At 55.3% G+C, this 21170-nt stretch carries 14 protein-coding genes and 2 pseudogenes; 9 read left to right on the forward strand and 7 right to left on the reverse strand.

All coding sequences use genetic code 11. The features are described from left to right. Positions 1–82 precede the first annotated feature (82 nt). Both ABHV46_RS05715 and ABHV46_RS05720 read right to left on the reverse strand, forming a co-directional pair. Positions 83–1810, reverse strand: coding sequence for a hypothetical protein (locus ABHV46_RS05715; protein ID WP_438383534.1), 1728 nt, complete (start codon positions 1808–1810; stop codon positions 83–85). Positions 1811–2024: 214 nt separating this feature from the next. Next, on the reverse strand, positions 2025–2660 hold the full coding sequence (locus tag ABHV46_RS05720) for a recombinase family protein (protein WP_438383536.1): 636 nt from the start codon (positions 2658–2660) through the stop codon (positions 2025–2027). A gap of 268 nt (positions 2661–2928) precedes the next feature. Here ABHV46_RS05720 and ABHV46_RS05725 point away from each other — a divergent pair, with 268 nt between their 5' ends. Both ABHV46_RS05725 and ABHV46_RS05730 read left to right on the forward strand, forming a co-directional pair. Next, positions 2929–3774, forward strand: coding sequence for a hypothetical protein (locus ABHV46_RS05725; protein WP_438383537.1), 846 nt, complete (start codon positions 2929–2931; stop codon positions 3772–3774). A 10-nt stretch (positions 3775–3784) separates the two neighbouring features. Further along, a complete protein-coding gene (locus ABHV46_RS05730) occupies positions 3785–4645 on the forward strand; it encodes a hypothetical protein (protein WP_438383539.1) in 861 nt (286 codons plus the stop codon). Between the two features lie 23 nt (positions 4646–4668). Here ABHV46_RS05730 and ABHV46_RS05735 read toward each other — a convergent pair whose 3' ends face one another. After that, positions 4669–5268, reverse strand: coding sequence for a recombinase family protein (locus tag ABHV46_RS05735; RefSeq protein ID WP_438383541.1), 600 nt, complete (start codon positions 5266–5268; stop codon positions 4669–4671). Between the two features lie 304 nt (positions 5269–5572). Between ABHV46_RS05735 and ABHV46_RS05740 the strand changes: the two genes are divergently transcribed. The 6 genes and pseudogenes from ABHV46_RS05740 (at position 5573) to ABHV46_RS05765 (ending at position 10928) form a co-directional block, all read left to right on the forward strand. Beyond that, positions 5573–5875: a helix-turn-helix domain-containing protein gene (locus tag ABHV46_RS05740; RefSeq protein ID WP_438383545.1), complete on the forward strand. Its 303-nt coding sequence runs from the start codon at positions 5573–5575 to the stop codon at positions 5873–5875. 264 nt (positions 5876–6139) lie between these two features. Next, complete coding sequence (locus ABHV46_RS05745) at positions 6140–6631, forward strand: MobC family plasmid mobilization relaxosome protein (RefSeq protein ID WP_438383548.1); 492 nt, start codon at positions 6140–6142, stop codon at positions 6629–6631. A 27-nt stretch (positions 6632–6658) separates the two neighbouring features. Further along, positions 6659–8593, forward strand: coding sequence for a hypothetical protein (locus ABHV46_RS05750; RefSeq protein WP_438383549.1), 1935 nt, complete (start codon positions 6659–6661; stop codon positions 8591–8593). A gap of 103 nt (positions 8594–8696) precedes the next feature. After that, positions 8697–9647, forward strand: a pseudogene (locus tag ABHV46_RS05755) (IS630 family transposase). An 18-nt stretch (positions 9648–9665) separates the two neighbouring features. Beyond that, positions 9666–10188, forward strand: a pseudogene (locus tag ABHV46_RS05760) (integrase core domain-containing protein); the annotation flags it as partial. A gap of 137 nt (positions 10189–10325) precedes the next feature. Beyond that, a complete protein-coding gene (locus ABHV46_RS05765) occupies positions 10326–10928 on the forward strand; it encodes a PadR family transcriptional regulator (protein ID WP_438383551.1) in 603 nt (200 codons plus the stop codon). Positions 10929–11474: 546 nt separating this feature from the next. On the opposite strand, the gene ABHV46_RS05770 is transcribed toward ABHV46_RS05765, so the two are convergent. After that, the gene (locus ABHV46_RS05770) at positions 11475–12830 is read right to left on the reverse strand and encodes an FAD-dependent oxidoreductase (protein WP_438383553.1); all 1356 of its coding nucleotides are present in this window, start codon (positions 12828–12830) and stop codon (positions 11475–11477) included. An 869-nt stretch (positions 12831–13699) separates the two neighbouring features. Next, positions 13700–15265, reverse strand: coding sequence for a Hint domain-containing protein (locus ABHV46_RS05775; RefSeq protein ID WP_438383556.1), 1566 nt, complete (start codon positions 15263–15265; stop codon positions 13700–13702). Positions 15266–15936: 671 nt separating this feature from the next. Between ABHV46_RS05775 and ABHV46_RS05780 the strand changes: the two genes are divergently transcribed. Further along, on the forward strand, positions 15937–16860 hold the full coding sequence (locus ABHV46_RS05780) for an AraC family transcriptional regulator (protein WP_438383560.1): 924 nt from the start codon (positions 15937–15939) through the stop codon (positions 16858–16860). A 171-nt stretch (positions 16861–17031) separates the two neighbouring features. Here ABHV46_RS05780 and ABHV46_RS05785 read toward each other — a convergent pair whose 3' ends face one another. Further along, a complete protein-coding gene (locus ABHV46_RS05785) occupies positions 17032–19137 on the reverse strand; it encodes a two-partner secretion domain-containing protein (RefSeq protein WP_438383564.1) in 2106 nt (701 codons plus the stop codon). Then, a complete protein-coding gene (locus ABHV46_RS05790; RefSeq protein ID WP_438383565.1) occupies positions 19134–20978 on the reverse strand; it encodes a ShlB/FhaC/HecB family hemolysin secretion/activation protein in 1845 nt (614 codons plus the stop codon). Before ABHV46_RS05790 ends, ABHV46_RS05785 begins: the two co-directional genes overlap by 4 nt. Positions 20979–21170 lie beyond the last annotated feature (192 nt).

Raw genomic sequence — 21170 nt, forward strand, 5'->3', positions numbered from 1 at the left:
CTCAACATCGCCGTTCTACTGGAGACGATTAAGCAGGCGCGGACCGAAGGCATTTCCATTCCATTACCCCTCGCCAATACGGTCAGTCAGCCGCGCTCCACATGTTCTCGAAGCATATGGTTTTGCCGTCGATTTCAAAAGAATAGGGAAGAGGTCTGCGCAGCTCAACGCGAGACCGTTCTGAAAAGATTCTCTTGTGAATCTCTGACAGAACCCGCTCTGCCGGGCCGATCTCATAGCGCAGCCGGACGAACTGATTCCAATTGCAGGCGGCGATATGTTCGTTTGAGAGTACGAACCCGTAGCTGGCGAACCGCGCGCCGGACCTTCCTATCGCGAACATCATCACACTGGTCAGGGCAGCTCTCTTCGGAAGTTTCAGTTGGAGGACTCGGCACAGCTCAGCTTCGCCAAACTCATCAATCCACGCTTCCACTTGATCAGCCCACAAGCTGACCCGCTCTACAAAGTTCTTTGCCTTGCTTCTGATGCTCCGGAGCTGGTGTGAGCTGAAGTCCTGCCATTTGAGCTGAAACAGACCGAGTTCGCCCGTTGTCATATCCAGCACGGCAGCATCTATGTCGGTGACAAGCTTGCCACTCCTCTTGAGACGTGTAGGCAGCTTAACCACCTGATACCTGCTACCTTCAAACAGGGCGTAAAGCTCCGAAATCATCCATTGCTCTCTCGGTTCTCTAACCGATTGGACCGTCGCAGGATTGCGAAACTCGTTGAGCATCCTGATCGCCATGAATGGATTGCGGAAAATGCTACTGACCGGAGCAAGCCAGTAGCCATCGGAAATTTCCAACAACATCGGCATAAAGGGTGTCGACTCAGCCCCAAAATATTCCGCATCTTGACGAGTGACCACGATCGCACGGAAAGCGTTCTCAACTCGTTCCGCATCTATTCCGGTGAACGTGGAGATCGACTCGACGAGTTCGTTCGGCCTCTTCCAGATGGTCAGGCTCATGCAGTAGTTGATACCCGACAGACGCTTGCTTCCGACGCCGACAAACCAGATGTGCTTGAGATAGACACTGGTGAGCATCATAACGACGGCTGCCACGTCCGCACCGTTCAACTCACCTGCCTGCACGTCGGGGTGGATTCCGGCTTCAGCGCGCCATTCCAGAGCTCGCTCGCCAACGAGGTTGATGAAATGTGTGTCAAGTCTGGGATCGGCACCGTAGCCTATCATGGTGCCGTGACCCGTCTTAAATGGAAAAACCAGCGACGCGGTGAGGTCATTCACTTCGGCAGCGGTCATACTGCCTATGGCCATTGAATCCGCGTCGCCGCCCAAGGCTCGCTTGAGCGCTTCGGCTTCGAGCTGGTCAAGGAAGTGGTCACTGTCATCGCCGATCGTGAATTTGAGGCTGATACCACTTTCGGTTTCGTTCCCGATCAGCAAAGCATGGAGCGACATGTCGGCTGCCTTCTGGAGGACCGCACACTTGCCGAAGGCATGAAGCAGAGACCGCGCGTGCGAGCGGGTAGTGGGCGTGCTTTCCTGAATTGGAATACCGATGATCCTTGGAAGCCTCGGCAACATATAGTGAAGAAGGGGATTCCAGCCCCGGCTCATGACATCAAAGGCAGGATAAGGCAGATGATGGCTTTCGTCTTCGCAGGAGCTCATCAGGACGTTCTCATAGTCGATGACCCGCGCGGCCTCGATGAGGATTAACGTGCAAAGCATATCATCGAAGTCATCAAGTCGCGCATGAATCGCCGACAACTGTGATTGGGCCAATTTCCTGAGCATTTTGCTTAGAATATCATTTGGAATTGTCATCGCGCTCACATAAAATAGCAATACCTCCGGACGACCCGCTTTATCGACTTTCCCAACCGAACCTGTAGTCTCGGCTTAGGACAGCATTGAATCCCTCCGGGATTGGCGGAGACGTCCGCTTTCGAGTCAATCTCTCCAAAATCTGACAGTCTGCCCTCCCACCGTAGCCGCCCCTTCGCATCAAACCTAACTCCCCTAGCCACGTTTTCTGTCCCGGAAACGGTCAATATTGTGTCGGTGTCAATTGGACCGACCGTGCGGCCCGGTCATCCGTCCCGGAACCTCCGTTTCCGGAACGCTCTCTTCCGCAGGAAACTGCGCGCCAGATCGTGGTTTTCGAGACACCCATGATCTGCGCAATTTCGTGCAAAGATTTTCCGGCCTTGTGCAGTTCGAGCACGTGCCTGCGCTGCCTTTCGGTCAGCTGCGCAGGCCGCCCGAGCCGTGACCCGCTACGCCGCGCCGCCTCCAGCCCTGCCCGCGTTCGCTCGCGGATGATCTCGCGCTCGAACTCGGCAAACCCGGCAAGGATGGTCAGAAAGAGCTGCCCGTTTGCCGTGCCGGTCTCGATCCCGACATCGAGAAGTCTCACGCGTACCTGACGTTCCACGAGAGTGCCCACCAGCCCCATGACGTCGAGCATGGTCCGTCCCAGCCGGTCAAGACGCGCTGCCACAAGACTGTCGCCCGGCTGCAGCTTCGCCAGCAGCCCGGACAGACCCGGTCGTGACGCAGCCGGAACCCCGCCGGAAACCGTGTCGAGCACGATCTCCCTCACCCCTTCGCGCTCAAGCGCCAGAAGCTGCGGATCATGCGTCTGATCATCGGTTGAGACGCGTGCATAGCCATACCGTGTCATGAAAACCCCCTCGGTTATTCCGGAACATGGTTTGGAGACAGGACGCACCGCCCGATGCCGTGCCGTCCCGAAACCGACGGATTGTGAACCGGTCATCACAACCGGCCAGGACAAGGTCGAGCCGCCAGAAAGCCCGTCAGAGCAAGGGTTTTGCAGGGTCGGGCTTCCGCTCAACCCCATTGTTGCCCTGTCGTGGCGTCTGGGCGGCTCAGACTGACACCTGTCCCGGCCCTGTGATGGCCTGCGTCACATCATTCCGGGGGAAACCATGAAACGCGTCATTACCTGCCTCTTGCTGTCTGCGGCCTCAGCGCCGCTCGCTCAGGCCCAGGATATGGAGGCTTTCCGGCGCAACATGGTCAATGCAGCCAATGCGCTTGGCCAGGGGGACGTCACGGAACCCCCGGCGTCTCCTGCGACACAGGATAATGGCGGCGTCGCACTCACGCAGAAGCTCACCTATTCCAGAATGAGCAATGCGCTTGGTCAGGCCTCCATACTCGGTCTCTCGCTCGGCATGTCCGCCCCCGAAGCCACCAGTGTTCTGCGCCAGTACTGTCAGACAGAACCGAGCATCCGAACCGAGACTTTGCGGACATCGCACAAGGGCGTGGATATCGAAAGCCAGCCCTATCCGGCATCGCTGGCCTGCGAGCGCGAGAACGACAGGATCGATGTCACCCTCGCCCCACCGGTCATGGGCGGCGTGGTGACCCGGATTGAGCGCAATGTCTCCTACCCGCCCCTCAATGCACCGGGATACGATGCCCTCAAGGTCGAACTCACTGCGCATTACACGGCGCATCTGCCGCCGCTATCGGGTGGGAGTGCTGCGACCGCGCTCTACGCTTTCAAAAACGGCAGCGTCATTGAGAAAGCGGATGGCACCGGGATTGATCCTTCGCCCTCGTCAGACCCTCGCGCTGCCACCACACAGGCCTGGCTGCGCATCGATGTCAGCGTCGTCCCGCAAAACCCGTCCGCCGTGCGCAGCCTGAGCATCACGACCGAGGATATCGGTGCCGAACAGGCCATCACAGCCGAGATCATCCGGCAGCTCAATGCAGCCATTGACGCCAAACTCGCGCATGCCACCGCCAAGCCCGCCCTGTGAGGACAGACCGATGAACCATCCCTTCTCCTCGTCCGGCACCGTCAATGCCGATGATGCCAATCGCGGCACAATCATCCGCGTTCCCGACGCCCAACCAGGCCTGCTTGTGTCCGACGGGAAACAACATGAATTTATGCTCTCCGGCATCTGGCAGGGACCGGCAGCCCCGGCCCTGAACCAGAAAGTCAGCTTTACCCTGACACAAGAAGGACGCATCGCGTCCATCCATGTTCTGGGGCGCGATGTGCTGGCCAATGAGACGCTGAGCGCATTGGGTCAGACCCTGCGCAGCAATGGCGGCTCACTGGGAGCTATGTTGTTGCCCTACCTGCGCCTGCGGAGGGACCGCATGACCCTGCCCGGTATGGTCATGTCAGGTGCCTTGCTGCTCGGGTTCTACACGCTGCCGGGATGGACGCTCGATGCAGGCAATACCATGCTGGGCATGAGGCTCGATTACACACTGAACCAGCTGCTCGGCGTGCAGACGGGAGGCTCAGGCATTGCTGTGACGCTCGGCTTCTGGCGCCTGCTCGGCTGTGCCATCACGCTCCTGCCCTGGGTGACACCATGGCTCGGCTCTGTCCGGGCGCGTCTGCTCAATACCCTGCCGCTACTCCTGCTTCTGGCCCTGCCTCTGGTCGTGCATGCACGGCTGCATCACCTCGCAGCCGAAGCAGCCCAGAGCACAGGTCAGCTTCTTGGCGGTTTTGGCGGTAATGCCGCCATGCAGCATGATTTGCAAGCCATGGTGCAGAAACAGGCGACCGCACTGATTGACGCCACCTCATGGAATAGCGGCTACTGGCTTGCGCTTGTCGCTGCCTGCGGTCTGGCAGGTCTCGCGCTTATCCAAAGGCCCCGTCACTGAAGCAACGCCCCCCGGCGTCAGGCTCAGGCTGCGGCGCTGGAGGATTGCCCGGCCCGCTGCGGACCAACTTCGCCCTGCAGCGCTCGATGCACGGTAGCGCGCCCGACATTCATGACGGACGCGATGTCCCGGATAGACAGACCCTGTGCCGCCAATGCCCTCACATGCCGGGTCTGCGTCGGGGTCAGCGCACGGGGCCGTCCGATGCGACGCCCCGCTGCCCGCGCTGCCGCAATCCCCGCCCGGGTACGTTCGCGAATGAGCTCGCGTTCGAACTCCGCAATGGCCATCAGGATAGTGAGGAACAGGCGCCCATTGGCCGTGCCTGTTTCGATGCCCAGCGAGAGAATGCGCACTCTGACGTCGCGTGCGTCCAGCGCGGAGACGAGCTGCAGCATATCGATTGCATCGCGCCCGAGCCTGTCGAGACGCACTACCACTAGACTGTCGTGAGGCTGGAGCCGGTCCAGCAGCGAGGCAAGGACGGGACGCTCTCTGGCAGGAACAGCACCTGACACGGTCTCGACGAAAATCATGTCCAGCTTCTCAGCTTCAAGAGCGGGAAGCTGGGCATCGACACTCTGCATATCGGTCGACACACGGGCATATCCATAACGCGCCATGACTGCGTTCTCCTTCTCGAGACGACAGATAGCGGCATTCTTACATCATAGTCAACGTATTTGGACTCCGAACCATATTTGGACTCCCTACAATCCTGTTTGGACTCGCAATCACAACCCCAGCACACCAAACCACGAAAAAACACAGGCCTTTTTTCGGAAAACCGCCCGGGCGCCTTCCGAAAGCAGCGCATATGAGGCAGTATCGACATCAATCTCCCTACCCTGCTTTTTGTCCCTATCGTCTGCCTCTTCCTCTTCCTTCTCTCTTCCATCCCCTGCCCTCACATTTCAGGAGTCCTCCATGACGCTTGTTGCTTCGCAATGCCGTGCCGCCCGCGCCATGCTGGGTCTCTCGCAGCGCGACCTCGCCAGGATGGCCGAGATGGCGCATCGCACCGTGGCCGATTTCGAGACCAATGCCCGCACTCCGCATATCCGCACCCTGCGGGCCATGCGCGAGACGCTGGAAGCCTGTGGGGCGGTGTTCATCCCGGCCGATGAGCAGTTCGGCCCCGGCGTGAGACTGAAGGCCGTCGAGGAACCGAAGACTGCCGCCGCCGCCGATGCCGCTGAGACTGCGCCACAGGAGACCGGGGAAAACTGAGGAAAGTCCTCCGGGAAACCGGAGGGACAGCCCGCAAGAGAGCGGTTTCCTCGCAGACGGAGGGCAGAAAATTCCCGTCATTATGCTCGATGTTTGTCAGAAGTCGCCTGCTCTTCCCGGCATTCGTTCCTGTCTTGTTCTATCATGAGCTCGTGGGTTGGCTCCCCTGAGCCAGCAGTGCTTCGTGGCTACCCGTTGGGTGCACGAAGCAACTGGCAAGGGGGCTGTCGCCCCCGTTGACCCCCTTGGTGGAAAGCGCATCCCATGCCTGCCTCGCCTCATGTTTCCGTGCCAGTGACGCATCCTGTCGCCAGCCTCTCCGGCCCTGCCCGCTCCTCCCGCCTGTCCGTCCGTGCCTCGCCTGAAGAGCTTGCCGACTGGGCCGGTACAGCGCGTCTTATGGGTTATGAGACCACCGCCCTCTGGGTGCGCTCCCTGCTGAAGGAAGCCGCCCTGACCGGTCATGACGGGATGGCGGTGGGCGTCTCGTTGCGCAAGTTGCGCGGCGAGCTCGGGCGCATCGGCAACAACCTCAACCAGCTGGCTCATTCTGCCAATTGTGGTGACGCCGTCCGGGCGGGGGACGTTCTCGACGCGCTGGAGAAGACAAAGGACCGTGTCGATGTCCTGCTCAAATCCATGCGTGTGACGAGGGCAAGGAGGACGTCCCGACCTCGGAAGATGGTCGAACCAGAGACAGGGACAGAGGCGGAAGTATCCCAGCCGCTAGCGACTTCGCCCACAACACTGCACTAGACCGCCTCAAGCTCCGGAGGGGAACGCATGATTGTGCAGGAAACCCGTATCCGGACCACCAGCGGTCATCAGGCCGTCTCACGCCACGTGCTACAGGGCGCGAGGAATGAGGCCATACGCGTTCTCTCTGGCAGTGACTGGTGTCTTGCGGACTGGATGAAGGAAGCAAGACGTGAGGGCATACGCTATGGCTTACGTCATATTGCCTTTAACCCTGCCCAGCCTATGAGTGACGAGGCCCTCGCCTCTTTTGCAGCCAGGCTGTGCGGTGAGCTGCAGGCGGACAGGGAGCGCGTGACGCTGGTCGTGCATCAGAAGGATGGCAGCACCCATGGGCATCTGCTCCTGCCTGAATGGCAGGACGACCATGTGCTCAGCTCGCGCTTCTCCTGGCAGCGTCTGGAGAAATGTGCCCGTCTCGAGGAAATCCGTCTGGGGCATCAGCTGGTGCCGGGTCGGCATGACCGGGCCATTGTCAAAGCCCTGCGTCAGGAAGGAAAGGGGGCCGAAGCGGAACGGCTTGAGGCGGTCCTGCAGGAGCCAGCAGTCGATAGTGCAAACCTCACCGCCCCTGCATCTCCTGACACACCACTTTCTTCATCCGCATCCAAACGCTTACCCCAGCCCCTTCCACGTGCAGCCTACACCTCGCAATCACGTCGTATGGCCGAGCGACAGGGTCTGGACCTTGCGGAAGCGAAGAAGGCTATCGCCTCTCTCTGGGCGCAATCGGATAATCAGCTGCATCGTTTTCGCGCCCTGCTGAAAACGAAGGGCTGGATCATGCGTGCTGGAGACCGACAGGATACCCGCAAGGACGCGCATATCATCGAGACGTCAGACGGTGTGCTGATCGGGTCTTTCACGCGCCTGACGAAAACACGCATGAAGGATTTCCGCCAGATGCTGGTGGATGAAGCTGTCAGACCGAGATGCGGAGATATCAGGGCAGCAGTCAAACCGCTCCTGGAGCGTGCTGCTCTGGCGACGGCTGCGATGGAACGTCAGGCAGAGCAGAGCGGTCTGCTTCTGCCGCCCTTCGAGGAACTGACGCGTGACCCTGAAGCATTTGCGAGAGTGGCTGCGAAAACAAGACCGTCACCCCCCTCGTCAAAACAGCCGAAGATCGTTTCGCTGGATCGTATCGATGAACTGCCACCGAACTTTGCTTACTACATCCGGCAGTGGAAACGTGAAGCCAGGGCGTACCGCACGGTACTGAATGCAAAGCCGCCTCTGGCGTATGGTCCACGGCGCTCTGTCGATGAACAAGGCGCGGCTTTGTTTGCGCAGATAGAAGACACGCGCAGGCAGCTCTGGCAGACCGGAAAACAGCTGCAGGAAACACGGCGGGAGCGTGAGGCCTTGCGTGAGAAGGTATTCGCCCTCTCGAAGAGGAAACGCCTCTCCCATCTCGACGAAGAAATCGAGCGGCTTTCAAAAACACTGGCCGAGATCCTGCGCTATCTGCTGGAGACCGTGTTCTGGCATCTGGGCCTGCGTGCCACGCCACCCGAGCCGCTTTGCCTGCCCGTGCCGACCGAACGCGAGGAAGCCAATGCACGACTGCGGGGAGAGAATAGTGAGCTGCTTAAGCAGATCGTCAGACGGGAGACATGCAGGGAGTGGCTCGTCACGCTCTGCCACGAGGCAGACAGGCGCAGGCAGGAAGAGATCGCCGCATGGAAAGTCCGCCATGTCGCCCAGTGCGATAGGGCCAGGCGAGATCTGGACCTGCTGAAGGCCATCTGGATGCCGCCAACAAAGCTGCCTCGTGAGACACAGGCGGAGATCATAAAATGCAAGCTGACTGGTAATCTTGAAAGGGCCAAATACGTGACGCGGGTCGCTTTGAGGACGTTGGACCAGGCAGAGGCGGAGCGACTGGCAGAGGAGATAAAAAGTGAGAAAGCTTTCCCAGTCGCCGAGGCCCTGACTTCCCCATCAGTGATGGAAATCTGATGCCCCCCGCTAGAGCGTTTTCTTTGATAATTGAATCGGTAGGGATGCCCAAAATGGTGGTGATCTGATTCAAGATGACATCCGGGATGGGGGCCGGTTGTGGATGTCATCACGCACATTGTCTCTGGATCTCCGCGAACGTGTTGTCGCGGCCGTTTCGAATGGCCTGTCGCGTCGCCAGGCGGCTGAACGGTTTGGCGTCAGTCCGGCAAGTGCGGTTCGCTGGTGCGCTCTTGCCGAAACGACCGGCAGTTCTGTTGCCAGCCCCCGTGGCGGGGATCGTCTGGCTCGCCGGATTGAAGCGCAGGCGGAGCGTATTCATGCGCTGATCGCGGAGAAGGATGATCTGAACCTGTCAGAACTCCGCGCCCGACTGGCTGAGGACGGCCATCACTTCGCAATTGGCACGCTGTGGCGTTTCTTCGCGCGTCATAAGATCACATGGAAAAAAAGACCGCTCACGCGGCGGAGCAGGATCGCCCCGATATCCTGACACGACGACAGGAGTGGTTCGATCTCCAGCCCGATCCCGATCCCCAACGGCTGGTCTTTATTGATGAGACCTGGGCTTCCACGAATATGGCAAGACGCTAGGGGCGGTGTCAGCGCGGCCAGAGGCTGCGTTCCGCCGAGCCATATGGTCACTGGAAAACGACGACATTCGTCGCTGGGTTACGGCTGACCGGTATCGTAGCCCCCATGGTGCTGGATGGTCCGATCAATGGACGCAGCTGTCAAGCCTATGTCGATCGCGTGCTGGTACCCGATCTGCGGCCAGGCGACATAGTCATGATGGACAATCTCGGCTCACACAAAGGCCCTGGTGTTCAGGCCGCGATCGAAGCAGCAGGTGCGACTGTGCGCTATCTCCCGCCTTACAGTCCGGACTTCAACCCCATCGAAAAGGCCTTCCCCAAACTCGAGGCCCATCTCCGTAAAGCCGCAGAACGCACACGCGACGCCTTGTGGGACAGGATCGGCATACTGATCGATCAGGTCTCACCAGAAAGCATGCGCAAAATTCTTTACAGCGGCTGGATATGAGCCAGATTGACAGAAAAACGCTCTAACGATGGTGCCCGACAAGCCGAACCAGCGCTAGAGGCTGGACTTCGTGTCGGACGTGTTGAACAGCGAGCGGCGCTTCCGAATGCTGACGGTGGTCGACGACTACATACGGGAACGCCTAGGCTAGGTCGCCGACACATCGCTGTCAGGCGAACGGCTCGGGCGTGAGCTCGATCGGATTGCAGAAATACACGATTTCCCTTCAACGATTGTCAGCGATACCGGCAAGGGAATGACCTCGAGCGACCTTGGCGTGGCTGGAGAAGCGATCAGCGCTGCCGCAGTACATCGCGCCGGGAAAGCCACAGTAAAACGGGTTCGTCGAGAGTTTCGGCAGCCGGCTCCGCGACGAACGCCTTGACGAGCAGCTGCTCCGAAACCTTGTCCACGCTCGGACGGTCATCGACGCCTAGCGCACCGATTATCACGCCGTCAGGCCCCACACCAGCCTCAACGGCATGATGCCAGAAGCTTTCGCTCAACACGCTAAAACAGCCTATACCAACCTAAATACCCTAACTTTAAATCGAAGGCACGTCGGAAGCAGGGTCAAACCCTTCATAATAAAGCTTGAGGATATGCTTGAATCCACATAAGGTTTTTTCTCTTCACGGTCGTCTCTTGAATATTTCCTCCGCTCGGTCATAGTCAGCCAATGAGACCTATGACCCCTTCACCCTTGGCTTTGGCAATCATCTCACTCACATCAGAAGCGCCCATGCATCCATATCGAATGCATCACTTACTGAAGCTTCGCCACAAAACTGACGTCATAAACCTTCGGCTACGTGGAACGATCTATCAGATGATAGCTCGTCTCGAACAACATCGGCTCATAGAAATTTCCGGCACTCAGAGGTCAGAATCAAACCCGGAACGCACCCTCTACGAAGCGACGGACTTAGGTCGAACAACAGCACTAGAGTGGCTTACATTGATGGTAACCTCCGTCAAAAACGAATATCCTGACTTCCCGGCAGCCCTCTCATATCTCACTTTGGTCGAACCAAGTGACGCACTTGTTTTATTAGAAAAAAGGTCCCGAACCCTAGAATCAAAAATAAAAAAAATGACGGAGGACCTGCAGGGTTTTATTAACTGCATTCCAAATGTTTTGATACTCGAAAATCAATACTCTCTTGAAATAATAAAAACTGAACATGCTTGGGTTAATAGAACCATATCAAGCATAAAAATTGGAAGTCTCAAATGGTCAACAAAAGAAATCAATGAAATATCGATAGAAATGGACAGATCACCCTGTTGAGATAGAAGTATTTTTAGCGATAACTTGAACCTTTAAGCCTCCTCAAAATACGCAGGCGGCGACGTGAATGGTCGCGCGCATCATTCGAGGCGGTATACTCAACCGCATCAAACGCTCGTCATAGCCCGCGTCTTTGGGTGCCCTCGGTCTAAATGCAGTTCCAAGAATAGCAAAAATACAGCATTTGGGAGGCTTTTTCTGAGTACGCCAGCTGAAACTCGGCCTATCTAATAACTGGCAGCGCATGACCGCAACTATGATCGTCATGTGACACGTGCGGGCAAGTGGCGCGGAAAAAGGATATGAACGTGATAGGATACGGAATAACTCGCTTCACATAGGCCGCCTTTCCATACTCCCATCGGATTCAGATTACACAGGTGAAATTCCCTAGGTTTTCTCTGTTATAGAAATTTCAACGATGTCAGGCAGATGTTTATCAATCTTAAGCGGTATCGCCACACGCAATAATAAATCTGGGCAGTACCGCGCCTTTTTCAACTTTATCAACGTCAAACCATGGCTGCCATCTTCCGTCCATAACCCCTAAATATTTTGGGAGCGTTCTCGCAAAAGTGCTCTCGCCAAACGCGACTTGAAGGGAGGCACCTGGTCGATTATTCGCATAGAAAGCCGTTGAATCAAAAGAGCCATTCTGCCCATGACAGGCTTATGAAAAACGTCCCTACCATTCATCTGCGCTCTGGAATTTGCTACTGCGACAGCGCTGTAGTTACGCATCTCTCTCTCATATCGTGCAATAGCATCGATAATCTTGTGTGGCTCGCCACGAACCTGATCGAGATACGTCGTCAGTAAAGCGGCATCGCGCAGAGCGGTGTTCGCTCCAGCACCTCGGCCGGGTGTCATCGTATGGATTGCGTCTCCAATCAGGGTGATTTGGGACGGTTTCCACGGGGCAACTGGTTCCGAAGTACGAACCGCAATCGGAAATACCGATTCAGGATCGGTCGCATCAAGCAGTGCGCGCCAGTTTGGATGCCATTTGCAAGTCATTTTCCGGGCGAGATTCAGTAATTCCGATCCTTTGATTTCAGATAAATTATCAGGAAATTTGTTGGAATTCGCCCAAAATCCCCACATAATATAGTCACGAGTATTATCGAACATAAGGCCGGGCCACTGCTTGAGCAGCGCCGCCTCGGAGGCACCGATCCCACTGTCAGGCTCTCCGCCTTCGTCCCAGGGGAACTCCATATTGTGCAATATTCCCCCATATCCTCGCGGCGCATTCAGGAGCGTTATACCCCGAAGCATGTTGGGCATGAGGAGCGCGCGCGTATAGTCGTTCGCGGGCACTTTTCCACCAATAGTTCTAATGAGCGAGTCAGTTAATCTGGCATCCGGAATATACTGCTGCCGCACCTTCGAGTTTGTGCCGTCAGCGCCTACGAGAATGTCACAAGTCTCACGGGATCCATCCTCGAAAAAAAGATATACTTCTCCACTTTCCGCAAGTTCGTAACGAGAAAATTTCTTATTGAAATGGACATGATCCTCTATTCCTGTTATCAGGACTTGCCTTAAAGTCATTCTACTGACCGATTGTTCTTTGTATGAACATTTTCTTTCCTGAGATATATCTATACGCAATAAATCACCAAAGTTCTCCGTTACGATATTCAGAACTTCCGGATTCTTTCCGCATGTCGCAAGAAACGTATTATATAGCTCTCTCGGAAGATTTTGATCTAGGGCACGGCAACCGCCTGGAGAAATGCTAATGCGATAACCCTGAAGCCCTCCTATTCTAGATGAGTCCTTATCGTATACAGAAAATCTGAACCCGTATTTTTTCAAACCTTGCGCTAAGCAAAGTCCACCGGTGCCTGCACCGATAATGGCAATACGCAACGCATTGGTGGCGGTCGGCCGTTCCATGATTTTTCTCCTCGGGAGCTGATAAAAATTATTGTCCGCTTGAGCAGCGAACCGAAAAGCTCAGTCGGTCATAGTTATGCAATGACTAGTTATAACGTGACTATGAGTGAGTCAAATGTCAAGGTCCAGCGTTCTGCACGCCGTCAACACGTCGCGGGAGAAGGCCAAACGACTTTCTCATCGAGAGTCGAAAGCACAGGGTACGTGGAGAGCGTCGAGCTGAACAATTTTGTCGCCCCAGCGAACGGTTTTATCGACTTTACCCAATCGGTTCGGCCGCGCCATCGAGCCTGCAATCGCCATCATTCGATCCACGCAGAAAAGAGCTCGAACGGATACCTCAGCGTCCCGAAGAGCGCAGAAACACGACTACGCCGCCCAACTCTTGGCTGAAAGAGCTATAACCTCGGCGCATCTAAGTCCAATATTCATGGTCGCGCTCTCAAGTAGAGCAGATTAGGAACATGAAGGAGAGGTTATCTTATGCTGGTTTGCGTTGATTGCCGCGTTAGGACTGTCGTGTCTCGCGTCTCCCTGCACCGGTCGCCGCGATTGACCGGCACTCACTGTGCGGCGAGGAGATTATCGAGAAAGGCTGCGGCTTCTCCTGTGCAGTCGCTCACAGATCCTGTCATGATGAAGGAGCCGAGCGGGCTTGCGTTTACACCCGTCGCCGCGTGACAGAGCCTGAATCACACTTCTTTTCTCATTCGACGGGTGCTGACCCTAGGCGCCTGTCTTGAGAGCAGCCAACCCCCGGTGTCAGTAGAGGACAATCAGGAAGGCCTGCAAACGTGCTCCTTAGCAAAAGCAGGCGCAGTTCTCCTCATTCTCGCCATCTCCTTGCGGTCTCCAGCGCTTCAAAACCCTCAAGACAAACATGTTTCACTAATACAAAACTCTTTTTCGGAACCATTCGCTCCAGCTCTCTTTGCGGCACCGAAGGTGTCTTCCGAAGTCGTCAAATATGGCCCTCCCGCCAAGATTTGTATCGAAACGACAGATCCCTCCAGGCATAGCCTGCTCACCAGAGGCAGCTCAGCGCGTCCTCCCTCAGTCCACCGATGGGATGCACCTTCCAAAGGATGCCAGCCTAGAAGCATCTCGTCATGAAGGTGGTGGTCGACGCTATGCGACGCAAGCGGGGTAAAAACCGTCACGTCACCCACAAGAACGCCCAGAGTGCGCCTATCGTCGATGTAGGCTCCCTGCGATATGTGCGGCTGGAACGATCTTGATTTCAACCAGACACGTGAAACGTCTTGCGGCAGAGCGAAGATATATCGGGCTCCTGCTCTGCGTATGGGCTGTATTTCCGTGTCATCATCAAGAACCAACGTCAGCTCGGGATCACTTGTGAAACACTGGGTCTCTGTACGACGCCGCAGTATTTTCAGCGCTTCAGCCCGCGCCCTCAGTGCCTCATGAGCTTTCCTGGCGAACGCCTCGTCGGTTCTGAGAGGGGCGGCAGCATCCCGCTCCCATGAGTGCCGGGCCTTTCCGACAACGACATAATCGCCGCTCAGGTCACAATCGTAAGGAAGAGGCGTGGCATCGAGAAAACTCTCAGCCTCGAGGCCGTTAGCGGAGAGTACGGAATGCTTTTCAGTCTCGATATGATAAACCGTCGTCGTGTGAGGCTCGTCATAATAGATCGAGCATTCATTGACCAGAAGACGAACAGGAATGAAGCAGCCCTCAAACAGTACGCAGTGCTCCGAAGTCAGGCGCAGATCTTTGAAGGGCCTTCCTGCGCCGAAGGCATCGGCCTTGACAACAACAAGACGCTCGCCAGTCGGGCCGACCTCGACCACACGCTTCCCCACCCAGACAACCTTTTCGATGTCATCACCGCCGTGCTTTTTAGTCACCACGGCATCACCGACTTCGATCATCTCCACGGTTTTTTGTCCACCCGGAACTTGGATCAAAGTCCCTCTAGCGAAACACCTGACCACGATCATGCCGCCATTGCTGCCGCTCACAAACGGATATTGGGTCACCTCACCCACGGTTAACCCATTGGGATTTCCAGGAATTACTATGTAAACAGTCATATAGGAGCTTACTGAAACATTTCCTACGCCGATGGCGTTGACCGATGCCCTGATGATTACGGTTGTGAAGCCCCCACGATACTCGTAAGTCACTTTCTTTGGCCAAGGGCCCAGATCGAAATTGATGAGCAGAGGCTGTGTTGGCGTATTTTGTACGTTGATCCTGTAATCATAGCTGCCAGGGGTAGAGGCCATCGCGTCCGATTTGAAATCAACATTTATCATGCTGGAGGCATTACCCAGCGTCACCTTGGTGGTGGATAATTTTCCATTCGCAATCAGAGCCTTTGACCCTGTTAAATCAAGCGTTCCGCCGTTGAGGAAATATTCTCCTATGTCTTTGTATTGCGCGCTCTGTCCCGCACCTATTTCGATCATAACTTTATTCCATCTGAAATTTCCTCCTCTGATAGCTTTGAATTTTCCGCGCAGGACTCGCGATCTTACTATTTTTCTTTTCGATTTTATGCTTTAGGCGCGATGTATATCCCTGACATAAATATGATATTCCGAAATATATATCAAATCATGTCAATTATATATTTTTATAGATCTGATAAGAAGGCGCATCACGGATTGGTCGCTCATGCAGTCGCCGACCAAGAGATGGGACGTCACTCTCTGATTGTCGAAGTGTGTCTGCGAGATCCGCGAAACGTGAGGGAGGATAGCTGGATGAATTATCAAAAGGCGAGCGTTTCCGGGATCATGTAGTCGAGAAGGTTTTCCCGTGTGTGCGCCGTGCCCTCTTCCTCACGAGATTAGATGTCCGGAACAGGAAATTACACGAGGTAGATTACCTGCTACACCAAGTCACTTATACGGAGGGATCAACGCTGTTCTTATCCTGCCCGTGGCATGGTATCGTATGGCTATGTATCGTACGGCTATGTATCGTACGGCTATGGGGCGCATGCAGCCCCATCACGCCACAAGAAACAACAGGGTCGCAACTTGACCCGATCCATTCCCGAAGCCTGTGCTGCGTGTCCCCATCAAAAAGGGCACCCCGAGCGCGGAACAGTCAGAGTATTGAGGACATATCAGCTATGGCTATCGTTTCGGAAATATTATCGACTGTGATAACTGAGCATTTTTACCTCGCCTCGCTGAGTTTTGGCCCTCGCTGGGCCATCTCCTTCGAACAGAAGCAGGGAATCAAGTTCACTACGGTCACCAGAGGTGCGTGCTGGATCAAGCTGGCAGGCCATACTACCCCCATTTATCTGACAGCAGGGGACTGTTTCCTCATGTCCTCGGGGCGCGCTTTCACCGTTTCCAGCGCGGAGGGACTGACTGCAGTAAACGCTGATCGCTATCGGGTGCAGAAAAGTGAGCGATCTCAGTTTTTTACGGATCAGGGGACAGACACCCAGCTCGTGGGCGGTCGTTTTTTCTACGCCAAGGCTGCCGTAGACACGCTGAGCCAACTGCTGCCTGAGTTTGTCTGTATCAAAGCCAATGACCCGCGGAACCCGCGCCTTACGGAGGCGATCAGCCGGTTCGTTGAAGAAGCCCGTTCGACAGACGAGACCGGATCGACATTCATGATCGATCTCCTGGCAAAAATGATGATGATTGAGCTCATCCGCCACTCCATTTCACAGGGACTTCAATTGAGTGCCAATCCGCTGATCGGGATGAAGGACGAACGCATCTCGCGAGCTATGGAGGCCATGCATTCGAAGCTCTCCCATGCATGGAATCTCACCGATCTTGCATCTCTCGCCTGTATGTCACGATCGAATTTCTCGACAAAATTTCGAGCCTTGGTCGGCTCACCACCTCTCGACTACCTGCAAAAAAGGCGCATGCTGCAGGCCGCGTCCCTGCTCTCGAAATCGAGTCTGTCGATTACCGAGATTGCACACACGATAGGATACGATACGGAAAGCGGCTTCAGCACAACTTTTCGTCGGGTGATGGGTATCGCACCGCAAAAATATCGGTCGGATTTTACCAAGCCGAAGTAAATCGATCCAACTCCCTGGAGAGGATTTGCGAACCCGACGAGTTGGGAACGTTGCAACCGGCAGACTCCTAAGGCCAAACGCACTAAGCCACTCCGCCCTTGAGTGAAGTGGCTAGCACGGGTCGTGTTAAATATTTACGGTTAAAACTCGCGGCATGGCAGTTTGTTTATATTACCAGTAGAAACCACCCCATGCAGCCTGCTGATAGCCGTTCCACGTCATAACAGGGAAGGCAGTCTGAGGCTGAGGTTTTTTGACAACCGGGGCCACAGACGTCGGCCTTGAGATATTGCCCTGAGGCGCAACACTACCCTCCGATACGGGCTGTGCTATGTCACCCGTCTTGCGACCATAAAGCCCAAGTTTCTGTACCGCGCCGGAAAATGACATGCTGAAGGACTTATCCGCGGTAAAGGTGCTGTTTTTGTCGGAAAAATATCTGGCGCCATACCCCGAAAGATTTCGCCCTGCAGAAACCGTGCCGCTGTTGTTGGTCACATTACGGGTCGAGATCGAGATGTCACCGCTGGCTGCTTTCACGCTCCCATCAACATTATCGAGATCGGACCAGTTTGCAGTTGTGAGCCGTATCGATCCGGTGTCAGAATTGATAGTTCCACCACGGTTAGACACTGCATTTCCGGCTTTGACGGTAACGTTTCCATCTGCGCCTAGATAACCGGTATTACGGATGGGGCCAGTGGTTGAGGCCAGATCGATCCTCCCCGACTTTGCCTCAACCCGGCCGCTGTTTTCAAGCAGAGAAAGAGCCTGCACATCAATATCGCTACCAGACGATCTGATACTTCCCGAATTTTTAACCTGCGCGGTAGACTTGAAGGTCGCCCTCCCTGCACCTCCCGATTTGCTCGCATTATCGTTCGTTATGTTTTTGCTGTTCTGCAGATTGCCGACGGAGGAAATATAAAGCGAGCCACCGGAATTCTGAACCGTTCCATCGTTGTCGAACGTTCCAGCCGCGACCATATTCAGGCCCGATCTGGCGCTGACCGTTCCAGCGCGATTGCGGATATTCCCGGCGGTATTGATGCTCAGCGCGCCATTTGTCGACTCAAGGCGCCCGTCGTTGGTAACGTTTCCTGCTGCCTTGAACGAGGTATCTTGCCTGGAGGCAATCGTTCCCGAGACGCTGTTTTCGATACCGCCCGCAGTGGAAAACTGCCCACGACCGTTGCGAGCGTTTATTAAGCCCGCGTTAACGATCTTGCCAGCAACCGATGCGGAAAGATCGCCTTCACTATCGATGATCGCAGTCGCATTATTGACGACATTCCCTGCAACAGCGAGGCTTACTCGTCCTTTCTCTGCTGCGATGTGACCGTTATTAACGATGTCGCCTGATGCTGACACATAGACGTCGCTGGTATTGGCGGCCATGTCGCCATTAACACGCACCCCTGCCCCATTCTCGTTGACGACCATATAGATCCTGTCGGCATACAAGCCGCCCATGGCCGACGTATCAACCGCGAATTCAGGGCTCTTATCGGCAGGGTCCGGCTTCATCTGCTCGATCTTGGAAACGTCATTGTAATCGACCGTGTTGCGTCCCGCAATCACGTTGAGTCTTTGGGCATGCAGTCGCGCATTTCCTTTCAGCGTCACCGTACGCGAGACGATATCGAGGACAGGAACAGTGGTGAAGTCGCCCCCAGCCCCCTGAAATGTGATCTCGCCTCCCGAAACCTGCAGGCTCTTCAGGGCTCCGGTGCTATCGATCGACGGCTTGCCCGTCGTCAGGGTCGCTCTGGAGGTATTCAGGAAGCCACAACCCGAACAGGCAATGCCAATGGGATTGGCCACGACGACTGCGGCCTGCTGACCGGCGATCTCGGTCTGTCCCGCAAGGGTCGTCGGATTGCTGCCGGTCACCTCATTCAGGATAACCTTCGCTGCCGTCCCGTTCAGATTGGCATTGGCCGCAATCTTGCCGCCAAGTTGGGTCTGCGCAGCCGTCGTCGCATTATTGAGGATTAACCCCCCTTCGGTGACATTATAGTCCGTGAAACGATTATGCGAGAGCCCAGCCGCGTTAGCGCCCACGATATCGAGCTGATCAACTCCGTTTCCGGAATGCCCGAGCGTCGGGTGGACTCCCCCGGAAGGATCGATCACGATGTGAGGCGTTGCGACCTGGGCTGAAGCCTTAGCCGCCAGCGAAAGCGTCAGGAATGTGCTGGCAACCAGCATGGTCGCACGAAGGCTTTTGAGGCGCCGATGCTCAGCAGCCACTTTAGTACCAAATTTATCAGTCATGATTTTATCCCGATTTGGAATAAGGTTATGAGCCCCTCAGAAGGTAAAGGACTCGTGTAGAGGGAGTGCGTCAGCGCCACGTCCCAAAAGAACGGACCGCTGGTCTTGCGAAGGCCGAGGCCAGCCCCAAGCATTTCTCCTCCTTTTTGCAGAGGAGACATGGACGGCGTTGTGAACCCGACCCGCACAATGCCGAAATCAAGGGCCGCGTATATTTCCGCTCTATCGAAAATACGACGACATACCCATGATGAAACCGGACATCCAAGTGACGAGGCTGGAAGCTGCCATGAGAAATCATTTCTCATGTATCCCCCCTCGTTCCCGAGAAGAATATTCTGCAAGAAACCACGGACCGTATAAGCCCCGCCGATCTGCAACTGATTGATAGGAAACTGGTAGCGCGTGCTCAGCTCGCCATGGAGCGCCATGTGCCAGAAAATGCCCCGCGGGAGGGGTTTATAGCCGTCGACATCGAGGGAGGGACGAAGAAAGGCAGTATGCGGCTCGGCGCTCCCCGGTGAGACGAAATAGGACCATGTTCCCGCGCCGTTGAAGGCAATCTTTGTTCCAAGCGTGACATACCAGAGAGCATTCAATGCACGGGACGACTCACTGATCTGAACATTAACGTAGGCCTGCCGACCACGTGTTACTTCAATGGTCTCACCCTCGAGAGATGAACCGAAAGACTTGCGTTCGAACGAACCCTGGACGGTCGTGACACCAAAGCTGTTGCGCGCCACGACGCGCGTCGCCCCAATAAGCCAATCGTCTCGCAGGCCTTGCACAGAAAGAGGCAAGGACCAGGTTTGGAGCGGATAGTTATCCTGCGAGCGCCACCAGGACCCAAACACAGTCCAGTAACCAAATGGCACAACGCCACTTGCGAGCAGGAAGGACGTGTTCCCTTTTCCCGCACCTGCGACGAGTGAGTGGTCATACTCAACTGACCACAAATCGGCCAATCCGAGCGCATTTTCAGCGCTTACCTGAGCGTGTCCGACCTCGCGCCCAGTGATCCTCTGGGAGTAGTTATCGATCCAAACCTGTCCGTGCAGGATGCGCGTCTTCGGCGAATTGACAATCACTTGCGAGGTTCCGGACTCACTCCCGGGCTCTATCCGAAGTCTGGCGGAGGAATGAGGCAAGCGGGTGATATTTTCCATGCCCTGCTCCAGAGCCGGAAGCGTCAGCACACCACCCTCGATATCAGGGAACGCCATCTGGGCAATTCGACGTGCAGGGCGTCCAGAAATTCTGAGTTGGCTCACACGCCCCGCGACCAGCACGACAACCAACTTTCCTGAGGAAAGGCTCTGCGTGGGCAAATAAGCGCGGGAAGTTATGTAGCCCTGAGCAATCAAAGCCCCATTCATATATTTTACGACGGCATCAATGTCTGGAAGGCTCAGGCACTTCCCCTGATAGATATCTTTTACTTTTTGAGCCTCTTTTTGAATGTATTCGATATGGCCCCTAATTTCGATATCGCGAACCTCGAAGCATCGCCCGACCCGACTTCCGTGCACGCCTGGCGCTCCCCCAAGCGCTGAACGCGCTTCAGGAAGAGACAGCAGATCCATCTGCAATTTACGCTGCTGATAGCTCTGAAACTGGTTTTGCACTCCCCCGGGAGCTACGGTCAAAGCGGTAGTGGCCTCGGCGCGAAACGAAAAAACGGCCCAAAGTAGAAGATGCAGAGCTATTACGCCCACAACGCCTGACGCGGAGACGCATTCGGCTCGATACTTCCACAAACTGTTCATTGGGATATTGTCCGACTTATAATAAATCGCCGCGATATGGGATGAAATATGAAGCAAAGCAAAAATAGTCAACCGAAGTTAATGATTGTTCAATGTATTGATTATTAATACCTATTTTTTGATATGTGTTTTTTGTAAATATTATTGATATTCCAAAAATCTTTGTAGATATCACGGTATTTTTTATCGAAACCTTAGATGCCATCCAATATTAACGAGTGATCCTATCATAATTAACGAAGGCTCTTCTCCTTGATGTCGATG

The sequence above is a fragment of the Asaia sp. BMEF1 genome, from assembly GCF_051628905.1.
In the GTDB taxonomy this organism is placed as follows: Bacteria; Pseudomonadota; Alphaproteobacteria; order Acetobacterales; family Acetobacteraceae; genus Asaia.

Excerpts from the sequence above, each read along its gene's own strand:
- ABHV46_RS05720 (WP_438383536.1), bottom strand. The coding sequence starts at position 2,660 with ATGACACGGTATGGCTATGCACGCGTCTCAACCGATGATCAGACGCAT.
- ABHV46_RS05725 (WP_438383537.1), top strand. The coding sequence starts at position 2,929 with ATGAAACGCGTCATTACCTGCCTCTTGCTGTCTGCGGCCTCAGCGCCG.
- ABHV46_RS05730 (WP_438383539.1), top strand. The coding sequence starts at position 3,785 with ATGAACCATCCCTTCTCCTCGTCCGGCACCGTCAATGCCGATGATGCC.
- ABHV46_RS05735 (WP_438383541.1), bottom strand. The coding sequence starts at position 5,268 with ATGGCGCGTTATGGATATGCCCGTGTGTCGACCGATATGCAGAGTGTC.
- ABHV46_RS05740 (WP_438383545.1), top strand. The coding sequence starts at position 5,573 with ATGACGCTTGTTGCTTCGCAATGCCGTGCCGCCCGCGCCATGCTGGGT.
- ABHV46_RS05745 (WP_438383548.1), top strand. The coding sequence starts at position 6,140 with ATGCCTGCCTCGCCTCATGTTTCCGTGCCAGTGACGCATCCTGTCGCC.
- ABHV46_RS05750 (WP_438383549.1), top strand. The coding sequence starts at position 6,659 with ATGATTGTGCAGGAAACCCGTATCCGGACCACCAGCGGTCATCAGGCC.
- ABHV46_RS05765 (WP_438383551.1), top strand. The coding sequence starts at position 10,326 with ATGACCCCTTCACCCTTGGCTTTGGCAATCATCTCACTCACATCAGAA.
- ABHV46_RS05770 (WP_438383553.1), bottom strand. The coding sequence starts at position 12,830 with ATGGAACGGCCGACCGCCACCAATGCGTTGCGTATTGCCATTATCGGT.
- ABHV46_RS05775 (WP_438383556.1), bottom strand. The coding sequence starts at position 15,265 with ATGATCGAAATAGGTGCGGGACAGAGCGCGCAATACAAAGACATAGGA.
- ABHV46_RS05780 (WP_438383560.1), top strand. The coding sequence starts at position 15,937 with ATGGCTATCGTTTCGGAAATATTATCGACTGTGATAACTGAGCATTTT.
- ABHV46_RS05785 (WP_438383564.1), bottom strand. The coding sequence starts at position 19,137 with ATGACTGATAAATTTGGTACTAAAGTGGCTGCTGAGCATCGGCGCCTC.